The sequence below is a fragment of the Streptomyces sp. NPDC049887 genome, from assembly GCF_040656535.1.
Classification (GTDB): domain Bacteria; phylum Actinomycetota; class Actinomycetes; order Streptomycetales; family Streptomycetaceae; genus Streptomyces.
Genome location: NZ_JBFAMM010000008.1, coordinates 157,084 through 176,704, shown reverse-complemented (window position 1 = coordinate 176,704; position 19,621 = coordinate 157,084). Strand labels below are relative to the sequence as shown.

General features: G+C 73.5%; 16 protein-coding genes. 6 read left to right on the top strand and 10 right to left on the bottom strand.

Annotation, left to right across the window (positions count from 1 at the left end):
• Nucleotides 1-45 precede the first annotated feature (45 nt).
• From AB0J10_RS12935 to AB0J10_RS12920, 4 genes are all read left to right on the top strand, one after another.
• On the top strand, nt 46-1,962 hold the full coding sequence (locus AB0J10_RS12935; RefSeq protein ID WP_363060959.1) for an NAD-binding protein: 1,917 nt from the start codon (nt 46-48) through the stop codon (nt 1,960-1,962).
• 275 nt (nt 1,963-2,237) lie between these two features.
• Nucleotides 2,238-2,507, top strand: coding sequence for a hypothetical protein (locus tag AB0J10_RS12930; RefSeq protein ID WP_363060802.1), 270 nt, complete (start codon nt 2,238-2,240; stop codon nt 2,505-2,507).
• Between the two features lie 189 nt (nt 2,508-2,696).
• On the top strand, nt 2,697-3,485 hold the full coding sequence (locus tag AB0J10_RS12925; protein ID WP_363060957.1) for a metalloregulator ArsR/SmtB family transcription factor: 789 nt from the start codon (nt 2,697-2,699) through the stop codon (nt 3,483-3,485).
• 65 nt (nt 3,486-3,550) lie between these two features.
• Nucleotides 3,551-4,066 carry a hypothetical protein gene (locus AB0J10_RS12920; protein ID WP_363060800.1) on the top strand — a complete coding sequence of 172 codons (516 nt, stop codon included), beginning with the start codon at nt 3,551-3,553 and terminating at the stop codon, nt 4,064-4,066.
• A gap of 220 nt (nt 4,067-4,286) precedes the next feature.
• Here AB0J10_RS12920 and AB0J10_RS12915 read toward each other — a convergent pair whose 3' ends face one another.
• Together AB0J10_RS12915 and AB0J10_RS12910 are read right to left on the bottom strand one after the other, a co-directional pair.
• Nucleotides 4,287-5,711 carry an SPFH domain-containing protein gene (locus tag AB0J10_RS12915; RefSeq protein WP_363060798.1) on the bottom strand — a complete coding sequence of 475 codons (1,425 nt, stop codon included), beginning with the start codon at nt 5,709-5,711 and terminating at the stop codon, nt 4,287-4,289.
• A gap of 75 nt (nt 5,712-5,786) precedes the next feature.
• The gene (locus tag AB0J10_RS12910; protein ID WP_363060796.1) at nt 5,787-6,296 is read right to left on the bottom strand and encodes a hypothetical protein; all 510 of its coding nucleotides are present in this window, start codon (nt 6,294-6,296) and stop codon (nt 5,787-5,789) included.
• A 665-nt stretch (nt 6,297-6,961) separates the two neighbouring features.
• On the opposite strand from AB0J10_RS12910, the gene AB0J10_RS12905 reads away from it, so the two are divergent.
• On the top strand, nt 6,962-8,296 hold the full coding sequence (locus AB0J10_RS12905) for an LCP family protein (RefSeq protein WP_363060794.1): 1,335 nt from the start codon (nt 6,962-6,964) through the stop codon (nt 8,294-8,296).
• 135 nt (nt 8,297-8,431) lie between these two features.
• Here AB0J10_RS12905 and AB0J10_RS12900 read toward each other — a convergent pair whose 3' ends face one another.
• Complete coding sequence (locus tag AB0J10_RS12900; protein ID WP_363060792.1) at nt 8,432-8,704, bottom strand: DUF6510 family protein; 273 nt, start codon at nt 8,702-8,704, stop codon at nt 8,432-8,434.
• A 503-nt stretch (nt 8,705-9,207) separates the two neighbouring features.
• Here AB0J10_RS12900 and AB0J10_RS12895 point away from each other — a divergent pair.
• The gene (locus AB0J10_RS12895; RefSeq protein WP_363060790.1) at nt 9,208-11,463 is read left to right on the top strand and encodes a heavy metal translocating P-type ATPase; all 2,256 of its coding nucleotides are present in this window, start codon (nt 9,208-9,210) and stop codon (nt 11,461-11,463) included.
• 482 nt (nt 11,464-11,945) lie between these two features.
• On the opposite strand, the gene AB0J10_RS12890 is transcribed toward AB0J10_RS12895, so the two are convergent.
• The 7 genes from AB0J10_RS12890 to AB0J10_RS12860 all read right to left on the bottom strand — a co-directional run bounded on the left by AB0J10_RS12890 (nt 11,946) and on the right by AB0J10_RS12860 (nt 19,606).
• A complete protein-coding gene (locus AB0J10_RS12890; protein ID WP_363060788.1) occupies nt 11,946-12,494 on the bottom strand; it encodes a DUF4396 domain-containing protein in 549 nt (182 codons plus the stop codon).
• Between the two features lie 155 nt (nt 12,495-12,649).
• Entirely contained in the window at nt 12,650-13,276 is a 627-nt protein-coding gene (locus AB0J10_RS12885) for a DUF305 domain-containing protein (RefSeq protein ID WP_363060786.1), read from the bottom strand.
• Nucleotides 13,277-13,404: 128 nt separating this feature from the next.
• Entirely contained in the window at nt 13,405-13,878 is a 474-nt protein-coding gene (locus AB0J10_RS12880; RefSeq protein ID WP_363060784.1) for a DUF6153 family protein, read from the bottom strand.
• A 733-nt stretch (nt 13,879-14,611) separates the two neighbouring features.
• Nucleotides 14,612-16,075: a catalase gene (locus AB0J10_RS12875; RefSeq protein ID WP_363060782.1), complete on the bottom strand. Its 1,464-nt coding sequence runs from the start codon at nt 16,073-16,075 to the stop codon at nt 14,612-14,614.
• Nucleotides 16,076-16,455: 380 nt separating this feature from the next.
• Entirely contained in the window at nt 16,456-17,382 is a 927-nt protein-coding gene (locus tag AB0J10_RS12870; protein ID WP_363060780.1) for a 2-hydroxy-3-oxopropionate reductase, read from the bottom strand.
• Nucleotides 17,383-17,442: 60 nt separating this feature from the next.
• Nucleotides 17,443-18,282, bottom strand: a complete 840-nt coding sequence (locus AB0J10_RS12865) for a TIM barrel protein (protein WP_363060778.1) — start codon at nt 18,280-18,282, stop codon at nt 17,443-17,445.
• A 466-nt stretch (nt 18,283-18,748) separates the two neighbouring features.
• Complete coding sequence (locus AB0J10_RS12860; RefSeq protein WP_363060776.1) at nt 18,749-19,606, bottom strand: hypothetical protein; 858 nt, start codon at nt 19,604-19,606, stop codon at nt 18,749-18,751.
• Nucleotides 19,607-19,621: the final 15 nt, after the last annotated feature.

The following is a 19,621-nucleotide window of genomic DNA, read 5'->3' as shown; positions in this document are numbered from 1 at the left end:
CATGTGCATCCCATTCCTCACCAGGCGCGGCCCGCCGCGGGCCACATGCTCGTCAGCGGAGACGACGCCCTCGCCCATCGGCTCGCCGCCGAACTCCGCGATGTCTACCGGCAGCAGGTGACGCTCCTCGTCCCGCCCAGCCGCTCGTCCACGAGCCCGCCCGCAGACGCGGACGCTCCGTCCGGCGGCCGGGCCCTCGCCCTCCTCGGCAGGGTGTCGGCGGGCATCGTCCGTACGGGAGCGGGTCGTGCGGCCGTGAACGACGGAGCCGGCCGACCGGAGGAGGTGTCCGTGTCCGTCAGGGAGACGGACGATCCCGACGACGTCGCGCTCCGGGACGCCGGGGTCGAGACCGCGCAGGCGCTCGCCCTGGTGCACGAGGACGACGAGACCAACATCCGCGCCGCGCTCACCGCCCGCCGGCTGAACCCCCGCCTGCGTCTGGTCATCCGCCTCTACAACCGCAAGCTCGGCCAGCACCTGGAGCAGCTGCTCGACCAGGCGGCCGCCCTCGCCGTACCCGGGATGGACGCCGACGACATCGACTCCTCCACCACCGTCCTCTCGGACGCCGACACCGCCGCTCCGGCACTCGCCGCGACCGCCGTCACCGGAACCAGCAAGATCGTCCAAGCCGGCGGACTGCTTCTGCGCACCGCCGAGAGGCCACCGCCGGGACACGGTGGGACCGCGGACCGGGGTCTGTGCACCCTGGCGCTGCTGTCCTCCACCAGCAGCGACCCCGCCGGCGTGGAGGGAACCGACGGCAGCGGTTCCGCCGGACCGCTGCTGCTGCCCGGCGACGGGGCCGTGGCCGCGGCGACCGGCCGCGGGAGGATCGTGCTCGAAGCCGTCACCGGCCCGGAGGCCGGGCCCGGCAGCCGTCTGAGCGGCCCCGCACTGCCGTTCCGGGAGCTCTTCTCCCGTCGGGTGCGCTGGTCGTTCGCGGGCGTCGGCGCGGCCGTCACCGCCCTGGCCGTCGCGTCCTGGCTCACCGGGGGCGGCCACCCGCTCCACGCCGCCTACATCACGCTCCTCGACCTCTTCTCCATCAACGACCCCGCGGTCGACGAGGAGCCCGACCGCCAGGTCCTGCAACTGCTGACCGGGCTCGTGGGACTCCTCCTGCTGCCCCTGCTCGTCGCCGCCGTACTGGAAGCGCTCAGCTCCTTCCGTTCGGCGACCGCACTGCGCCGTCCCCCACGCGGTCTGACCGGGCACGTCGTCCTGCTGGGCCTCGGCAAGGTCGGCACCCGTGTCCTCGGCCGGCTGCGTGAACTGGGCACGCCGGTCGTCTGCGTCGAGAACGACCCCGAGGCGCGTGGCGTGGCCCTCGCCCGTCGGCTGCGCGTGCCCGTGATCATCGGGGACGTCACGCAGGAGGGCGTGCTCGAAGCCGCCAGGACCCACCGGGCGCACGCGCTGCTCGCCCTCACCAGCTCCGACACCACCAATCTCGAAGCCGCCCTCTACGCGCGCTCGATCGCCTCCGACCTCCGGGTGGCACTCCGGCTGTACGACGACGACTTCGCCACCGCCGTCTACCGGACGCTGCGTGCCGCGCATCCCGGGGCGCTCACCCGCAGCAGGAGCGTGACGTCGCTCTCCGCCCCCGCCTTCGCCGGTGCCATGATGGGCCGTCAGGTGCTCGGGGCCGTCTCCGTCGAGCGACGGGTGCTCCTCTTCGCCGCACTCGAAGTGGCCGACCTTCCGCAGCTGGAGGGCCACACCATCGCAGAAGCGGTCAGTCCGGGCAGATGGCGGGTGCTCGCCCTGGACATGACGGCACCGGGCGACCGGCTTCCGGACCTCTCCGCCGCCCCGCCCGACGACGGGACGCACCACGCCGGCGGCCTGCTCTTCGACCTCCACCCGGGACACCTGCTGCGCCCCGGTGACCGCGTGGTCGTCGCGGCCACGCGCCGTGGTCTGGCGGAACTTCTCGGGCCCCGGATGCGGTAGGACGCGTCCGCTCCCAACGGCGGGTCCCTTCGAGGCCCTCCTCCCCGGTGAACGACGACCGCACCAACGGCGGTCCCGGCCTTCCGCCGGGCACTTGGACTCCGGCGCACGACGACCACTCCGCCTGCCGTCCCCGGGCTCCGCAGGCGCCGGTCTGCGGTCCGGGAAGCGCCCGAGACCGACGGCAGCGGGCGGCGACACGGATGCGGGAACCCTCCGCGCCCGGTCACGCGTTGCCCCTCCACGTCATCGACGGAATGTGAGGGAGGAACCGTGTGGACGGCGCCGCCTCGCTTCTGACCGTCGCCGTCGTGGCCGCCGTATTCGTGATCAGGGCCGCCCTGGCGGAGCTGCGGGACCCGGGGAGCGCCCGTGCCCGGTGGGCGTTCGTCTCCAACCTCCGGGCCGTGACCGCGGGGGCCGTGACGGCGGTCGTGCTCGGTCTCGTGGGTTGGCGGCACGCCGGCCCCGGTGCGGTGGCCTGGGCGGTCCTCGTGGGCGCCCTCGTCGCGGTGGTCGTGGACCGCCACCCGCCCGCCGTATGAACATCGCGCTCGCGGGCGGCTGCGCACGCCGTGCGGGCCTCGGTGTGCACCGCGTCCTCGTCGCAGACGTGCGGGGGTGATGAGGCGCCCGCACGGCTCCTTCGCTGCGCTCGGCCGGGCCGGCCCGCCGCTTGACGATAGGCAGGTGAATGCCTGCATAATGTTGATGTGAGCCTCGAAGCTACGGCGATGGACTCGGTGTTCAAGGCGCTGGCCGATCCCACCCGGCGGCTCCTGCTCGACCGGCTGCGCGAGCACAACGGGCAGACGCTCCGCGAACTGTGCGAGCGCCTCGACATGGCGCGCCAGTCGGCGACGCAGCACCTGGACGTGCTCGTGCGCGCCAACCTCGTCACCGTGGTACGGCGCGGCCGGGAGCGGCTGCACTACCTCAACCCGGCCCCGATCCACGAGATCGAGGAGCGCTGGATCTCCGGCTTCGACAGACCCCGCCTGCAAGCGATCAGCGCCATCAAGCACCAGGCAGAGGAGTACACCATGACGGACGCACCCACACCGGTGCCGGACTACGTATACGTCACCTACATCCGCGCCGGTGCGGAGCAGGTGTGGCAGGCCCTCACCGACGCCGACCTGACAGCGCGCTACTGGGGACACGCCAACGTCTCCGACTGGCAGCCTGGCTCAGCCTGGGAACACCGGCGAGCCGACGGGTCGGGCCGGATCGACGTGGTGGGCCGCGTCCTGGAGTCCGAGCCCCCGACCCGGCTGGTCGTCACCTTTGACGACGCCCCCGATACCGGATCGCCGAGAGAGCCGTCTGTCGTCACCTTCCTCGTCGAACCGCATCAGGACATCGTGCGTCTCACCGTGACCCACGAGAACCTCCCCGACCGGGAGATGCTGCGCGGCATCTCGGCCGGCTGGCCGGCCGTGCTGGCGAACCTCAAGTCGATGCTGGAGACCGGCGAGGTCCTGCCGCAGGCGCCCTGGGAGATGTCCCCCGCCCACACCTGAGGCGCTCCTTCGCGCCCCTGGTCTTCATTGCGCATGACGCCCGCCCGCACGGAAAGGTGCAAGACATGCTGGACGCGACCCCGCTCCAGGACGCCTACCAGGCACTGCTCGACGCCGCCGCCACCGTGGCCAATGCCGACGACCCCAGCCCCGCCCCGCCGGACGGGGAGTGGAACGCCGACCAGATCCTTGCGCACGTCTCCCTCGTCAGCGCCGCCACGATCGCCGCCGTCGCGAGCGTCGCAGCGGGGGCCAACACGACGTACGACAACCGCATCGCCCTCGACGCCTGGACCATCGAGCGAACCATCGCGCACGCCGGCGGCAACGCCGGGCTGCGGGACCGCATCCGCGGCCAGGCAGCCGCCCTGTGCGCACTCGCCGCAGGTGCGGCGCTCAGCGACGCCGAGCTCAGTACCCCGGCACCCGCCCGGCTCCTGTCCAACGGCACCCTCCTGGCGGATCAGCCCATGCCGCTGCGCGACATCGTCACCGGACTGGCGGAGGCAGAACTGCCCGGCCACACGCGACAGCTCCTCGCCCTCCTCCCCGGCCGGGCCGTGGCCGAGGCCACGCGGTGACCTGGTCGCAGCGAACCCGACCTGGGCTCGGCAGGGAGATGTTCGGGGAACTCGCCGCTGCCGATGCTCCCCGGCGTACGCGATCCCGTCGGACCCGGCCGGGTGCCCCCGGGCTGACCCTGCGGGCGGGCCGCGATCGCAGGACCAGGACCGCCGTGAGGGAAAGCCGGGGAGCACGATGCTCCCCGGCCCTCGGTCCCGCCCGCGGTGACTGCCCGCGCTAGCCGGTGATCTCGACCGCCCCGTTCTCCGCGGTCCTGCCGGTCTCCTGCTTCGGGCCCTTCTGCGTGATGCCCCGCAGCAGCTCGGCGAGGTCGACCCCCGTCGTGGAACCCAGGAGTTCCAGGCCCTGGGCGACGTTGTCCGCCACGGCCCGCGGCAGCTTGCCGGCGCCGTCGGTGGAGATGACGGTCATCTTGTCGATGGCGCCGAGCGGTTCCGCGGCCTTGCCGACCACCTGCGGCAGTACCTCGACGAGCATCTGCAGCACCGCGGCGTCGCCGTACCGCTCGAAGGCGTCGGCCTTCTTCTGCATGGCCTCCGCCTCGGCGGACCCCTTGGCGGCGATCGCCGCGGCCTCCGCCTCGCCCTCGATGCGGACCGCGTCGGCGAGCGCAGCGCGGTGCGCCTTCTCGCCCTCACCGGTCAGTCGGGCGCGCTGCGCGTCGGCCTCGGCCTGCTTCACCAGGGCGACACGACGGGCCTCGGCCTCCTGCTCGGCCTGGTAGCGGGCCGCGTCTGCGGGCTTGCGGACCTGTGTGTCGAGTTCCCTGTCGGTCAGGGCCGCCCGGCGTTCCGCGACCTTCTCCTGCTGGCTGAGGATCTCCTGCTGCCGGTCGGCCTCGGCGAGCGGCCCCGCCGCGGCGGCCTTCGCGGCCGCCTCGTCCGTCTCCGCCTTGATCTCGGCCTGCTTGAGGGCGAACGTCCGCTGCGCGACGGCGATCTCCTCCTCGGCCTTCAGCCGCGCCTGCTCCGACGCCCGCCGGGCCACCGCCTCGGCGATGTCGGCCTCCTGCTTGGCCCGCGCCGCCTCCGGGCGTCCGAGGTCCTCGAGGTAGGAGCCCTCGGTGGTGATGTCCTGGATCTGGAACGCGTCCAGCACGAGGCCCTGTCCCGAGAGGCTGGCCTCGGCCTCCTCCGCGACCTGGCCGGCGAAGGCGGCCCGGTCCCGGATGATGTCCTCCACCGACATCCGGCCGACGATGGATCGCAGCGCGCCGGAGAGCACCTCCTGGGTGAAGCCGACGATCCCGTCCTGCTGGACGAGGAAGCGCTGGGCGGCGGCCCGGATCGAGTCCTCGCTCCCGCCGACCTTGACGATCGCCACGCCCTCCAGGTTTGCCTTGATGCCGCGCAGCGTGACCGCGCCCCGGACGGCGACGGGGATGTGCCGGCTGGAGAGGTCGAGGGTGAACCTCTGCTGCACGAACGGCACGACGAACACGCCACCGCCGACGACGACCTTCTGGCCGCTGTTGTCGGTGAAGACCCGACCGGTCTCGGGATCGGTGGCCTTCTTGCCGCGCCGGCCCGTGATGATGAACGCCTCACTGGGGCCTGCGACCTTGTACCGCGTGATGACGACGAGGGCCAGCAGGACGAGGAGTACGGCGACTCCCACCACGGCGATGACGACTGGACTCATGGTGCTCCCCCCTGCCCCCCGGAGGGCGGCAGATCAGGTGTGAATGTCGAACGGGTCGGGCGCCGGGACGGAACGTCAGCGCTCGACGGGGCGTACGAGGACGGAGGTGGCCGACAGGGCGGCCTCCACCCAGACCTCCGCGCCCCGCGGGACGGGCGTGGCGGACCTGGCGGCGAACTTCACGGGCTGACCGGCCACGCGCAGCAGCACTTCGCCGTAGCCGCCGGCCGGGATGGCCGTCACCACGGACCCTCCGGTGCCGAGGAGGTCCTCGCCCCGTGGGGCGGCGGCGCTCCGGTCCCGCATGAGCGCGCGGCTGAGCAGCCAGGTCAGCCGGGCCGCGAGCAGGCCGGCGAGAACTCCCGCCACCGTGGCGGCGGTCGGGCCCAGGCCGGTCGTGCCCAGCACGATCGCGCCGGTGAACCCGAGCATCGAGACGAAGCCGGCGATCACCGGAAGCGAGAGCCAGCCGTCGAACAGGCCGTCCAGCACACCGTCGAGGAAACCTTCCAGCACCCCGTCGAGGACGAGTGAGAGCGCCAGCAGGACGATGCCCACGATGCCGAGACCGAGAAACAAACCCATGCCAGCACACCCCCCTGACCCTTGAAGGCCCCGATGGACGCATGGTCCCATGCGTGCCGGGAGGATTTCATTGCCGTGTTACGGCAGTCTTTACGACTTCCTGATGCCGTGCTTCCCCGTGCTGCCGCGGGCCCGGCCGGCGACCCGCGGCCGCACGGGTGGGGCGGCTGTCCTTCCCGGTGTCGCCGTCCCGGCCGGTCGCCGCGCCGCCGTGCTCCGTGCGGACGACCCCGAACATGGCAAGGCTTGAGACCTGGCTCAGTGTTCACGTTCACCGTCCGACTGCCCCGAAGGGGGAGTGGCGGGGCCGCAGCCGGGCGCCGCGCCCCACATGGCCTGTGCCGCCCGGGTGTCGTCGCGGCCCGATGCCTTCTACACGGAAGTACAGTGCTTGGACCTTGCCGTCCGCCGAGAGCACGTGCCGACGACGGGCGGGCGCCGATCCGCCCGGGCAGTGGAGGAACTTCGACGTGAGCGATGCGCCCGGGCGGCCCCCGGCGAAAAGCCCCCCTCCCGCGACGCCCCCGCCGCCTCCCGCGGGAACGCGGCCCCGGGCGTCGGCCCGGCCCTCCGCGACTGCCCGGCGGCCCCCGTCGACGCCGGGCCGGTGGCGGCCGGCGGCGGCCGACGAACGGATCCAGGAGCGGACCCGGCAGGGGGGCCCGGTGGACCGCCCCGCCCGGCGCCGCCGGAGGACGCCGAGGGGCGCGGCGGCGCTCGCGGTACTGCTCGCCGTCGCCACGGCTGCCGGCGTCTGGGTCTACCGGGACCTGCAGGGCAACATCCGGTCCGCGGACGTCGACGGCAGGATCGGCGACGACCGCCCGCCCGACTCGAGTTCCGGTTCCGAGAACATCCTCGTGGTCGGTTCCGACTCCCGGGCCGGGGCCAATGCCCGGTACGGCAGGGATCCGACCACGATGCGGTCCGACACGCTGATGGTCCTTCATCTCGCGGCGAACCGGAAATGGGCGACCGTGGTGTCCTTCCCCCGCGACTCGTGGGTGAAGGTGCCGGCGTGCGACCGCGGCGACGGCAGCACCTCGCCCCCTCAGCACACCAAGATCAACGAGGCGTTCGCGATCGGCGGCTCCGGCGGCGAGGTCGCGGGCGCCGCCGCCTGCGCGGTCAAGACGGTCGAGCAGAACACCGGACTGCGCATCGACCACTACGTGTCGGTGGACTTCCAGGGGTTCAAGGGCATGGTCGACGCCCTCGACGGCATGGAGGTCTGCCCCACGGCCGCGATCCATGACGCGAAGGCCCGCCTCGACATCCCCGCCGGCTGCCAGACCGTGCGGGGCGAGGACGCCCTCGGCTACGTACGCGCCCGCTACGGCGTCGGCGACGGCTCCGACCTCGGACGCATCGGCCGGCAGCAGGAGTTCATGCGGGCCCTGGCCGATCGGGCCCAGCAGAAGCTGACCAGCCCCGGCGCGATGTACGACCTGCTGGACTCCGCCACCAAGTCGCTCACCACGGACAAGGCCCTCGCCGGGATCCAGCCCCTGTACGGTCTCGTCTCCCGGCTCAGGGCGATCCCGCCCGGCCGGCTGACGTTCGTGACCGTGCCCAACTATCCCCGCAGCATGGACGTGCCGTCCGACTCGGCCAACGTCGTCTGGCAGTACCCGGCGGCCGCCGATCTGTTCACGGCACTCGCCCGGGACCGGGAGGTCCGCAAGGAGAGCGTCGCGGCCGCCGGGGAGAAGCCGCTGTACGCCAGCAGCGTCCGCGTACAGGTGCTCGACGGCACCGGCACGCCGGGTCTCGCCTGGGAGGCGGCCCAGTCGCTGCGTCGGGCCGGATTCACCGTCGCCGGGACCGGCAACGCGTCCGTGCCGTCGGCCCGGACCTCCGTCACCCACCCGGCGGGCCTCGGGGAGCAGGCCCGTGCCCTGGCCTCGCGGCTGCCCGGTACCCCCGTGGCGGAGAGCGCCGCAGCGCCGGACGGCCTGGTCACGCTGACGGTGGGGGACGACTTCCGCGGTGTGCCCTGAGCCGGGCGCACGCCGCGGCCGGGCCGGGAACACCCAGTACGGCAATCCGCGCCCCGCGCCCGTACCCGTGGGCGTCCTCCGTGCGCGAGCGGTCCGCCGCGGTGCCCACCCCGGCCGGGGACGATCCCGCCGAGCTCACGCGGTACGGAAGCGGAAAGCGCCCGCCGAGCCGCGCAGGGCCAGCCAGATGTGGTCGGCCTCCTTCACGGGCCTCAGGGCGACCCGGGCACAGCCGGGACAGCGGGCGGTGAGGCCCGGTTCCGGCCCGTAGACGTGGAGTTGGGCGAGGGTTCCGGCCATGGAGCACGTGGGGCAGCGCCACCACGCCTGGGTGGGCTCGACGGAGAGGATCTGCGACAGCGGGCCGGCCGGCCAGTTCCCGTCGCGATGGAGGGGCGTGTCTTCCATGGTGGGCCTCCAGGATGAGGTGATGGGCTCGGTCGAGGCGCGAGCCGCCGTCAGCCGAAGCGCTCGGTACGGATCGTGGCCGGGTCGCGGCCCAGGTCCACGAGGTGGTCGCTGACGGCTTCGACGAACGCCGTGGGACCGCACACGAAAACGGTCCCGTTTCCCGCGAGCCGCCAGACGTGTCCGCGCAGGTCGCCGGCCAGGACGCGGCCGGGCGCGCGGGCGGAGTCCGGCGGAGCCCGGCGGGTGTGGAGGACGTCGACGTCCAGCCGGTCTGCCCGGCCGGTGCGCTCCAGCCGCGTGCCCGGCCGGAGGCGATGAGGAACTGCGGTTCCTCCCGGTCGGGGCAGCGAAGCTTGCGGTCGGATACGGGTAGGGGGTATGCATGGCATCGATCTCTACGTACCCCTAGGGGGTATACTCCCCAGGAGGATCGGGCGCGGACGGGGGGAGCCCCGTCGGCGGCCGGCCCTCCCGCCCCATCCACGAGCTCAGGAGCAGGGATGACTGCCACGGTCCACGGCACCGCCGAGGTCGAACTCGCGATCGGCGGCATGACCTGCGCCTCGTGCGCCGCCCGTGTCGAGAAGAAGCTCAACCGCATGGACGGTGTGGAGGCCACGGTCAACTACGCCACCGAGAAGGCGAGGGTCTCCTACCGCGACGACGAGGTCTCCGTCCGCGATCTCATCGCCACCGTCGAGGCGACCGGCTACACCGCGACCGAGCCCCCTCCGCCACGCACCCGTACCGAACCCGGTGACGCCGGGACGGAGGCGGAGGGCGCCCTGCGGCCGCTGCGGCAGCGGCTGATCACCGCGGTGGTGCTGTCGGCGCCCGTCGTCGCCATGGCGATGGTCCCGGCCCTGCAGATCGAGTACTGGCAGTGGCTCTCGCTCACCCTGGCGGCGCCCGTGGTCACGTACGCGGCCTGGCCGTTCCACCGCGCCGCCCTCACCAACGCCCGGCACGGGGCCGCCACCATGGACACCCTCGTCTCGGTCGGCACCTCGGCGGCGTTCCTGTGGTCGCTGTGGGCCCTGTTCTTCGGTACCGCGGGCGAGCCGGGCATGACCCACGGCTTCGAGTGGACCATCGCCCGCACCGACGGCGCGGGCAACATCTACCTCGAGGCCGCCGCCGGCGTGACCGCGTTCATCCTGGCCGGCCGGTACTTCGAAGCCCGCTCCAAGCGCCGGGCCGGCGCCGCGCTGAAGGCCCTGATGGAGCTCGGCGCGAAGGACGTGACCGTGCTGCGCGGCGGCGGGGAACGGCTGGTCCCCGTCGCCGAACTGGCCGTGGGCGACCGGTTCCTGGTGCGCCCGGGTGAGAAGATCGCCACCGATGGCACCGTCGTCGAAGGCTCCTCCGCCGTGGACGTGTCCATGCTCACCGGCGAGTCCGTACCCGTCGAGGTCTCCGCCGGCGACCCCGTCACCGGAGCGACCCTCAACGCCGGCGGCAGGCTCGTCGTCGAGGCCCGCCGGATCGGCGCGGACACCCAGCTGGCGCGCATGGCGAAGCTGGTCGAGGACGCGCAGAACGGCAAGGCCGCGGCGCAGCGGCTGGCCGACCGGATCTCCGCCGTGTTCGTGCCCGCCGTCATGGTCCTGGCCCTGGGCACGCTCGGCTTCTGGCTCGGCAGCGGCGCCGGGTGGACCGCCGCCTTCACCGCCGCGGTCGCCGTCCTGATCATCGCCTGCCCCTGCGCGCTGGGACTCGCCACGCCCACCGCGCTCATGGTGGGCACGGGGCGCGGCGCCCAGCTCGGCATCCTGATCAAGGGGCCCGAGGTCCTGGAGAACACGCGCAGGGCCGACACGATCGTCCTCGACAAGACCGGCACCGTGACCACCGGGAGGATGACCCTCCTCGGGATCCGCACCGCGGAGGGGACCGACGAGACCGAGGCCCTGCGGCTGGCCGGGGCACTGGAACACGCCTCCGAGCACCCCATCGCCCGGGCCGTGGCGACCGGAGCGGCCGAGCGGGTCGGATCGCTCCCCGCGCCCGAGGACTTCGTGAACGTCCCCGGCCTCGGCGTGCGGGGCGTCGTCGCCGGGCATGCCGTCCTCGTCGGTCGCGATGGCCTTCTCGCCGAGTGGGCCATCGCGCTCCCGGCCGAGCTGGAGCGGGCCGGGGCCGAGGCGGAGGCCAAGGGCCGGACCGCGATCATCGTGGCCTGGGACGGCGAGGCCCGGGCGGTCCTGGAGGTCGCCGACGCGGTCAAGCCGACGAGCGCCGAGGCGGTGCGGAGACTGCGGGCCCTCGGGCTGACGCCGATCCTGCTGACCGGCGACAACAAGGCCGTCGCCGAGGCGGTCGCGGCGGAGGTCGGCATCGAGCGGGTCGTCGCCGAGGTCATGCCCGAGGACAAGGTCGACGTGGTGCGGCGCCTGCAGGAGGAGGGCCGGACGGTGGCCATGGTCGGCGACGGGGTCAACGACGCGGCCGCGCTCGCCCAGGCGGACCTCGGCCTGGCGATGGGCACCGGAACCGACGCCGCCATCGAGGCGGGCGACCTGACGCTGGTGCGCGGCGACCTGGCGGCGGCGGCGGACGCGATCCGGCTGTCACGCAGGACACTCGGCACGATCAAGGGCAACCTCTTCTGGGCGTTCGCCTACAACGTCGCCGCGCTTCCGCTCGCCGCAGCGGGACTGCTGAACCCGATGATCGCGGGCGCGGCGATGGCCTTCTCGTCGGTCTTCGTCGTCGGCAACAGTCTGCGCCTGAGGGGCTTCCGCCCGGCCGGCTGAGGACAGCGGGACACACATCCGTGGCGGACGGCGAGGCCCCGGCCCTCGACGTCCGCCACGGCTGCGTTCGCATGGTCCGTCCTGCGACTGCGCGCCGGACGGCGGTGCGCCGGGAGGCCGGCATTCCGGCCCGAGCGACCTCGTGGCCGCGGCGAGCGCGGGGAGGTCGGGTACTGGAACGTGTCGCGGGCGAGCCCCGTACGGTTCGGTGCGCGGCGGCGCCGAGGGGCTGCCGGCGCGCCGTCCGGGGCGCCTGCACCCGGCCGCCCACCGTGCCGGCAGCGGTGAGGCGTACTCCGCACGGGCGGCGGGCGGCAGGGTGGCCACGGCAACTCGGCGCAGTCGTCGGGGCAGCGGCACGGACGAGGACCGGGCGCACGGCAGAGGGCCGCCGGACGGGTCCGGCGGCCCTCTGCGTCGCCCCTGGGGAGGGTCGCCCCTGGGAGGGGAGGCGCGGGCCTGACGAGTCGGCGTGAGGCGCCTCAGTGGTAGGCGTGGACGACGGCGTGGCCCTTGCCACGGCCGATGAGCCACTTGTTGACGGGCGTGGTGACGACGAAGGCGACGACGAAACCGCCCAGCAGCGACGACCAGAACAGCGCGTCCGTCAGGTGCGCGTCCATCGCCCCCGGGACCAGCGCGATGATGCCGTTGTCGACGAACTCCATCACGGCGATGGAGACGGTGTCGGCGGCCAGCGCGACCTTGACGGCGCTTCTGAGGTCCACGCCCGCGCGCAGCACCGCGAACATCGTGAACGAGTAGCCGAAGAGGAACGCGAGCGTGATCGCGAGAATCATCGTCGGCACGTTGCCCCACATCAGAGCGGTGCCGATGACCATCCCCAGGATCTCGCCGATGGCGCAGCCGATCAGGCAGTGCAGGGTCGCCTTCGCGGCGGTGCTCCAGGTGACACCGCCGTGCCGCCGGCCCGTGTGATCACTGTGACCGCTGTGACCGCCGGACGGGTCGTGAGCCCGATGCGCGGCCCGGTCGTCGGTGGCACCGGCGCGGTGCGAGGTGTGGTCCATGGCGTGTCATCCCCATTTCCCGTCGTTCCGGTCCAGGGTGCCCCGCGGTCCCGGAGGGCACGAGCACTCATAACAACATACCCCCCTAGGGTATTCCTGGGAACGGCCGGAAGAACGGGGAGGGGGCCCGAGGGCACCCTCCCCGCCGCAACGGGTCAGCCCCGGCCGAGCAGCTTCCTCATCAGTGAGATCTCGGCGGTCTGCGCGGTGACGATGTCGCCCGCCATCCGCTTCGTGGCCGCGTCGGCGCCGCCGGCGCGCTCGGCCTCGGCCATGGCCACCGCGCCTTCGTGATGCACGATCATCAGCTCCATGAAGGCGGTGTCGAACGCCGCGCCCGAGGACTTCTCCAGTCGGGCCATCTCCCGGGGGCTCATCATCCCTTCCGCGCCGTGTGCGGCGTGGTCGGCACTGCCCTCGGCTGGGACGTCCTCGCCCCATGAGGACAGCCGGCCGGACAGCGTCCTGATCTCCGGGCCCTGGGCCTTCCTGATGTCCTCGGCGAGTTTCCTCACCTCGGCCGATTCCGCGCGGGCCGCCGCGAGTTCAGCCATCTCCACCGCCTGCCGGTGGTGGGGGATCATGCCCTTGGCGAAGGTGACGTCGGCGGCGTTGTGCCGTCCCTGCGGGACGGAGGTCGCGGCGGACGGTGACGGCGCGGGGTGGCCGTCGTGGGCGTTCGGCGTGTCGGTGCCGCCGCCGCACGCGGCCAGGACGAAGGCGGCCGCGCCGGCGGCAGCCACGGCGACGGTACGGCGGGCAGGGGAATGCTTGCTGGTCATGCTGGTGCAACTCCTTGAAGCGCGACCTGAATCGGGCGCGCGGGATCGCGGAAACGAGGGCGTGGGGAGACACGGCACCGCTCACCGTCCGGCCCGGGGCGCGAACGGGAGGCGCCGTGCGGGGCGCCCTATATGCGCAGGAGTTGCAGCTCGGCCAGATCGGGCGGGGCCCGTCCGCCCGGGGGCGTGCGACCGGCCCCGTTCGGCGTCGCGCCCGAGGGCGGGGTGACGAGCCCGGCGGACGGCTCCGGAGGTGCGTACGGGGAACCGACCCCGGCCGCCGCGCACGTCCCGTCCGCGTGGTCGAGGTGGTCCGAACCGCCGTCCGTGTGCGAACACCCTGGAACGGCCTCGGGTACGGACGGCTCGGGCACGGACTGCGCGTGGGCGGACTGCCCGTGGACGGGCACGGCGTGGACGGTCGACGTGTGGACGGTCGACGTACGGACTGCGGCCGCGGAGCCGTGCGCCCGTGCCTGGGACCCGGGAATCCCGGCGGGCACCAGGGCGTGCATGCCCAGCACGCCCGCCAGCACCGCCAGCACCAGCAGCGCGAGCCCACGCCCTGCGGGGCGCGCGTGGCTCGTCGTGCGGCGGGTCATGGGCTCATCGTACGGGGACCCGGCCGCCGGCCCGTTCCCAGGGCGGGAGCGCGGTGGCACACCGACCGCCCCGGGGCCGTGCCCTCCCGGCGGAGCACGAGAAGTCGACGAGCCGGTGGAAGGGTTCGGGCTCGACGAGGTCGCGGGAGGAGTACCCGTGGGGCCGCGCGCTCGCCGCGGCCGCAGAGCTGATCGAGCCCCGGGCCGGCCGTCGGCGCGGGGCGCCCTCATGGGCTGGTACCGCGCGCGAGCGCCCCACCTGGTCCTGGGAGGTGGTTCCACCCGACGGTGCGAGGCCGGCGCGACAGGACGTTCGCACCGCCGGGCGGGGTTCGTGGGTGCTGCGGAGCCGGAGCCCGGGGCTCGCGGAGCCCTGCAGCCGGGTGCCCGGAGCCGAGTCGGGAGGGACGGCCCCGCCGTGGGCAGGGCCGGACTCCGCCAGGACCGCGGCGGGGCGATGGGCTTTCCCGCCGGCCCCTCCCTCAGGTCTGGAAGGGGGCCGGGTCGGCCCTTACCACCGCACCGGCTCGCACGCCGCCGCGGTCCTCCGGCCGGCGCCGGCCGTGCGGCCGGCACCGTGTCCTCGCCGTCGGCCACCCCTCATCCGGGCCGGCGGTTCGGACGGCGTACGCAGGCGGGACCTCCCGGTCCGCGTGCGTACGCGGTCTCGGTCTCAGCGCCCCCGCCCGCCGCCGCGACCACCATGATCGCCGCGGGGGCGGGGAGCGGAGCCTCAGTCCTCGCGCAGGGCGGTGACCGCCGCCTCCACGCGCTTGCCGTAGTCCGGGTCGGCCGCGTGGAAGTGGGCGAGGTTCTTCTCGATCACGTCGTCGCGGGAGACCTGGGACAGGCCGCCGGCGATGTTCGCGACCAGACGCGACTTCTCCTCCTCCGACATGAGGCGGTAGAGCTCACCGGCCTGGTGGAAGTCGTCGTCCTTGGCGTGCAGCGGTGCGGCGTGCGTGCCGGTGTGGCCGTAGAGGGCCAGCGGGGCCGACAGGGCGGCGTCCGACTGCACCGGACCCGCGTACGAGTTGGGCTCGTAGTTCTTGTCGTGGCGGGAGCCGTTGCGGGTGGCCATGAGCCCGTCGCGGCCGTAGTTGTCGGCACCCCCCGGAACGGCCTTCGGCGCGTTCACCGGGAGCTGGGTGTGGTTGACGCCGAGACGGTAGCGATGGGCGTCCGCATAGGCGAAGAGTCGGCCCTGGAGCATCTTGTCCGGGGAGGGCCCGATGCCCGGCACGAAGTTGTTCGGCGAGAACGCCGCCTGCTCGACCTCGGCGAAGACGTTGTCCGGGTTGCGGTCGAGGACCAGCCGGCCGACGCGCTGCAGCGGGTGGTCGGCGTGGGGCCACACCTTGGTGAGGTCGAACGGGTTGAAGCGGTAGTCCGCGGCCTCGGCCGCGGGCATGATCTGGACGTACAGCGTCCAGGAGGGGTTCACCCCGCGCTCGATCGCCTGGAGCAGGTCCGTCTGGTGCGAGTTGGGGTCCGTGCCCGCGACCTCGGCGGCCTGCTCGCCGCTCAGGCAGCGGATGCCCTGGTTCGTCTTGAAGTGGTACTTGACGAAGAAGGCCTCGCCCTCGGCGTTCGTCCACTGGTAGGTGTGCGACCCGTAGCCGTTCATGTGGCGGTACGAGGCGGGGATGCCGCGGTCGCCCATCAGCCAGGTGATCTGGTGCGTGGCCTCCGGCGCATGGGCCCAGAAGTCCCAGACGTTGTCCGGCTCCTGCTTGCCGGTGAACGGGTCGCGCTTCTGGGAGTGGATGAAGTCCGGGAACTTGATCGGGTCCTTGATGAAGAACACCGGGGTGTTGTTGCCGACGAGGTCGTAGTTGCCCTCCTCGGTGTAGAACTTCACCGCGAAGCCCCGCGGGTCGCGGACGGCGTCCGCGCCGCCGAGCGAGTCGGCGACGGTGGAGAAGCGCACGAAGACCTCGGTGCGCTTGCCGATCGCGTCCAGGAAGCCGGCCCGGGTGAAGCCGCTGACGTCGTCGGTCACCTCGAAGTAGCCGTACGCGCCGGAGCCGCGTGCGTGGACGACTCGCTCCGGGATGCGCTCGCGGTTGAAGCGGGCGAGCTTCTCCAGCAGGTGCTGGTCCTGGAGGAGGAGCGGGCCACCGACGCCGGCGGTGGCGGAGTTCTGGTTGTCGGCGACCGGAGCGCCGGACTCGGTCGTAAGCACGCGCTGCGTCATGGGTGGGAGGGCGGCCTTCCGTGCGGGAGCTGCTGAGGTGTCAGGAGCGTAGGTACGCGTCCGAGAAAACGTCAACAGTTTGTTGAAGTCAAGGGTGGGAATCCGGGCCGTGGCTGCGCTTGGGCGCGACAGGACAGGTGTCAGCGCGGCCACGGCCCGGACGTCTGAGAGGGGTCGACGGTGACCCCTGGGCCGGTTGCCCCTGGGCCGGGGGCCCGGGCCGGAGCGGGGTGGACGGCCGCCTCGGGGGCGGACCCGGGCGAACCGCGGCGGCCGCTGTTCGGCCCGGCGGGTGCGTGCCGCGGCTCGGGTGGCCCGGTGGGAGCGCCGCGGGTCGGCGGGCCCGGCGGGTGCGCGGAGAGCGGTCGGCCGCGGCCGGGTCAGGCGACCGGCGAGCCGGACAGGCGCTCGACCGCGCGGAGCAGTGCCGAGTGGTCCAGGCCCCCGTCGCCCTGTGCGCGCAGGGAGGCGACCAGCTGGGCGACGACGGCCCCGACCGGCAGTGCGGCCCCGACGTTGCGGGCGGCGTCGGTGACGATGCCCATGTCCTTGTGGTGCAGGTCGATGCGGAAGCCCGGCCTGAAGTCGCGGTCGAGGAAGTTGTCCTTCTTGCGGGTCAGGACGGTGGAGCCGGCCAGTCCGCCGTTGAGGACGTCCAGGGCCGCCCGCAGGTCCACGCCGGACTTCTCGAGGAAGACGACGGCCTCGGCGCAGGCCTGGATGTTGACGGCGACGATCAGCTGGTTGGCGGCCTTGACCGTCTGGCCGGAGCCGTGGGGACCGCACAGGACGATCGTCCGGCCCAGGGCCTCGAGGATCGGGCGGGCTTCGTCGAAGGCGTCCTGCTCGCCGCCGACCATGATCGACAGCACTGCCTCGACGGCGCCGGCCTCGCCGCCCGAGACAGGGGCGTCCAGTACGCGGATTCCCTTGTCGGCGGCGTTCGCCGCCAGGTCGACGGAGGTCTGCGGGGTGATCGAGGACATGTCGATCAGCAGCGCGCCGCGCCTCGCGTTCTCCAGGATGCCGTCCGGGCCGTACGCGATGGCCTCCACCTGCGGTGAGGCGGGGACCATGGTGATCACGACGTCGGCGTCCCCGACGGCCTCGGCGATCGAGGCGGCGGCTTTGCCGCCGGCCGCCGCGAGTCGGTCCAGCTTCTCCTGCTCCAGGGTGTACCCGGTCACCCGGTAGCCCGCCTTGATCAGATTCTCGGACATGGGCGAGCCCATGATGCCGAGGCCGATCCACGCGATCGTGGGCAGGTTCGGGCGGGGGGAGCGGGAGGGGTCTGCGAGGGTGCTCATCGGGGGTGCCTCTCTTGAAGCGCTGGTACGAAAGGGAGTCGGCGGGCGGCGGGCCGGAGGTCAGTGCGCGGGACGGGCGCTCTCGGGAAGCCAGTCGAAGGACCGGGCGCTCGGGCGGTCGCCGGCCTTGTACTCCAGGCCGATCCAGCCGTCGTAGCCGGCCTTCTTCAGCCGGTCGAGCAGCTCTTCGAGCGGCAGGGAGCCGGTGCCCGGCGCGCCGCGGCCCGGGTTGTCCGCGATCTGCACATGGCCGGTCCTGGCCGCGTACGCGTCGATGACGCCTGCGACGTCCTCGCCGTTCATCGACAGGTGGTAGATGTCGAGCAGGAACCTGGCGTTGCCGAGGCCGGTGGCGGCATTGACCTTGTCCACGACCTCGATCGCGGAGGGCGCGCTCACCAGCGGGTAGAGCGGGGACTCCGGCTTGTTCAGGGTCTCGATCAGCAGGATCGCGCCCACCCGGTCGGCCGCGCGGGCCGCCGCCACCAGGTTCTCCAGGGCGAGTTCGTCCTGTGCCGCCGGATCCACGCCCTCGACCCGGTTGCCGTAGAGGGCGTTGAGCGCCTTGCAGCCGACCGAGGCGGCGAAGTCCGCGGCCACGTCGATGTTGGCGCGGAATCGGTCCGACTCCTCACCGGGCAGGGAGAGGGCGCCGCGGTCCGGGCCCGGAAGCCGGCCGGCGTAGAAGTTCAGGCCCACCAGCCGGGTGCCGGAGCTCTCGAGCGCCTGCCTCAGGTCGTCCAGTTCGCTCTGGTCGGGCGTGGGGGTCTCGATCCAGGGCCACCACAGCTCGACCGCCGTGAAGCCCGCCGCGGCGGCGGCCGCGGGGCGCTCCAGCAGCGGGAGTTCCGTGAAGAGGATCGAGAGGTTCACATCGAAGCGCTGGTCCGTGTATCCCATGAGGGGGTTGCGCTCCTTCCGTATTGCGGAAACTCATTTCTGCTTAATGGAAGATTGCCTGGTGTGGGGGAGAGCTGTCAAGACCGGACCGCAATCCGACCGACATGCGGACCGCCTCCCGTCAGCGGCGTCCCGGGGCCCCGCGAGGACGGGCACGGCACGGCGCTCCCGGCGGCACGGAATCCGCCCCGGGACGGGCGGACGCGGGATGCGGTGCGCGGCTCGGGCGGTCGGGACATGCGGCGGGGACGAGCCCGGGCGGTCGGGAGCTGACGGAGCAGGCCACACAGGCGGCGGAAGCGCGTCCGGGCGTTCGGACGGGACGGGTCGCGAGAGGTCGTGGCGTACGGACGGGGACGAGGAGCCCGGGCCAGCCGGGAGCACGAAAAAGGCCCCCCGGGTGGAGGGGGCGACCTGCACGGTCGTTCCCCCTCCACCCGGGAGGCGCAGGGCCCACCCGGCGGCGCTACAGCGCGTCGACCGCGCTGACCTTCCACCCGCCCGTGGTGCGGGTCAGCTCCATCCGGACCCGGTTCAGATCCACCCGGGGGCCGTCCACCCGGGTACTCCGCGTCACCTGGTTGACGAACAGCAGGACCACGACCCGGTCCGGCGACGCCGACACCACCGAGGCGGCGGGGCTGCCGCCGCCGGGCGGCGTCACCACCGAGGCCGTGACCACCCCCTGGTACTTCTTCGCCGTGGGCGCCACGACCTTCGTCGTCGTCCTGCGGTACTCCTGTAGGAAGGGCCCGGTGAGGTGGCCGCGGGCGGCGGCGAAGTCCCGGTCCAGGTGCCGGTGGTCGTACGAGAGCACGGCCGGCGCCGCCTTCCGCGCCGCCGCCAGGGCGCCGGCGCGCGCTTCGTCGGCCTGCCGGCCCTGTGCGTACGCCGTGCCCAGGACGGCCGCCGCGACCAGCCCGGCGACGGTCAGCAGGGCCAGTACCGCGCAGACCAGCAGCCGGCGCCGCGGGGACCGCCGGCCGCCCGGGCCGCCGTCCTCCCCGTCCTCCCGGGCCGAGTCCGCCGAGTCCGCCGAGTCCGGCTCCCGATCCCCCTGCTCCGGCTCTTCCCAGTCGGGTGCCTCCCAGTCGGGTTCGGCGCCCTCGGCCGGAGGGTCCTCGGCGCGCAGGGTCCGTCCGGACACCAGGGCGCCGGAGCCGTCGGCGGTCGGGGCGGAGGCGTCCGCGCCGGGCGCCGCCCGCCGGCCGCCTCCGGTCTGCTGGGCCTGCTCGGCACGCTTGGCCGCCGCCCGGGCCGCGGCGGTCATCGAGCGCCGGGCTGGGGAGCCGGCGCCACGGCCGCGGGTCGTCGTGTTCGCCACGGGGATTCTCCTCAC

Coding starts and splice junctions, on each gene's coding strand:
- AB0J10_RS12935 (WP_363060959.1), top strand. CDS start 46: ATGCTCGTCAGCGGAGACGACGCCCTCGCCCATCGGCTCGCCGCCGAA.
- AB0J10_RS12925 (WP_363060957.1), top strand. CDS start 2,697: ATGGACTCGGTGTTCAAGGCGCTGGCCGATCCCACCCGGCGGCTCCTG.
- AB0J10_RS12920 (WP_363060800.1), top strand. CDS start 3,551: ATGCTGGACGCGACCCCGCTCCAGGACGCCTACCAGGCACTGCTCGAC.
- AB0J10_RS12915 (WP_363060798.1), bottom strand. CDS start 5,711: ATGAGTCCAGTCGTCATCGCCGTGGTGGGAGTCGCCGTACTCCTCGTC.
- AB0J10_RS12910 (WP_363060796.1), bottom strand. CDS start 6,296: ATGGGTTTGTTTCTCGGTCTCGGCATCGTGGGCATCGTCCTGCTGGCG.
- AB0J10_RS12900 (WP_363060792.1), bottom strand. CDS start 8,704: ATGGAAGACACGCCCCTCCATCGCGACGGGAACTGGCCGGCCGGCCCG.
- AB0J10_RS12895 (WP_363060790.1), top strand. CDS start 9,208: ATGACTGCCACGGTCCACGGCACCGCCGAGGTCGAACTCGCGATCGGC.
- AB0J10_RS12890 (WP_363060788.1), bottom strand. CDS start 12,494: ATGGACCACACCTCGCACCGCGCCGGTGCCACCGACGACCGGGCCGCG.
- AB0J10_RS12885 (WP_363060786.1), bottom strand. CDS start 13,276: ATGACCAGCAAGCATTCCCCTGCCCGCCGTACCGTCGCCGTGGCTGCC.
- AB0J10_RS12880 (WP_363060784.1), bottom strand. CDS start 13,878: ATGACCCGCCGCACGACGAGCCACGCGCGCCCCGCAGGGCGTGGGCTC.
- AB0J10_RS12875 (WP_363060782.1), bottom strand. CDS start 16,075: ATGACGCAGCGCGTGCTTACGACCGAGTCCGGCGCTCCGGTCGCCGAC.
- AB0J10_RS12870 (WP_363060780.1), bottom strand. CDS start 17,382: ATGAGCACCCTCGCAGACCCCTCCCGCTCCCCCCGCCCGAACCTGCCC.
- AB0J10_RS12865 (WP_363060778.1), bottom strand. CDS start 18,282: ATGGGATACACGGACCAGCGCTTCGATGTGAACCTCTCGATCCTCTTC.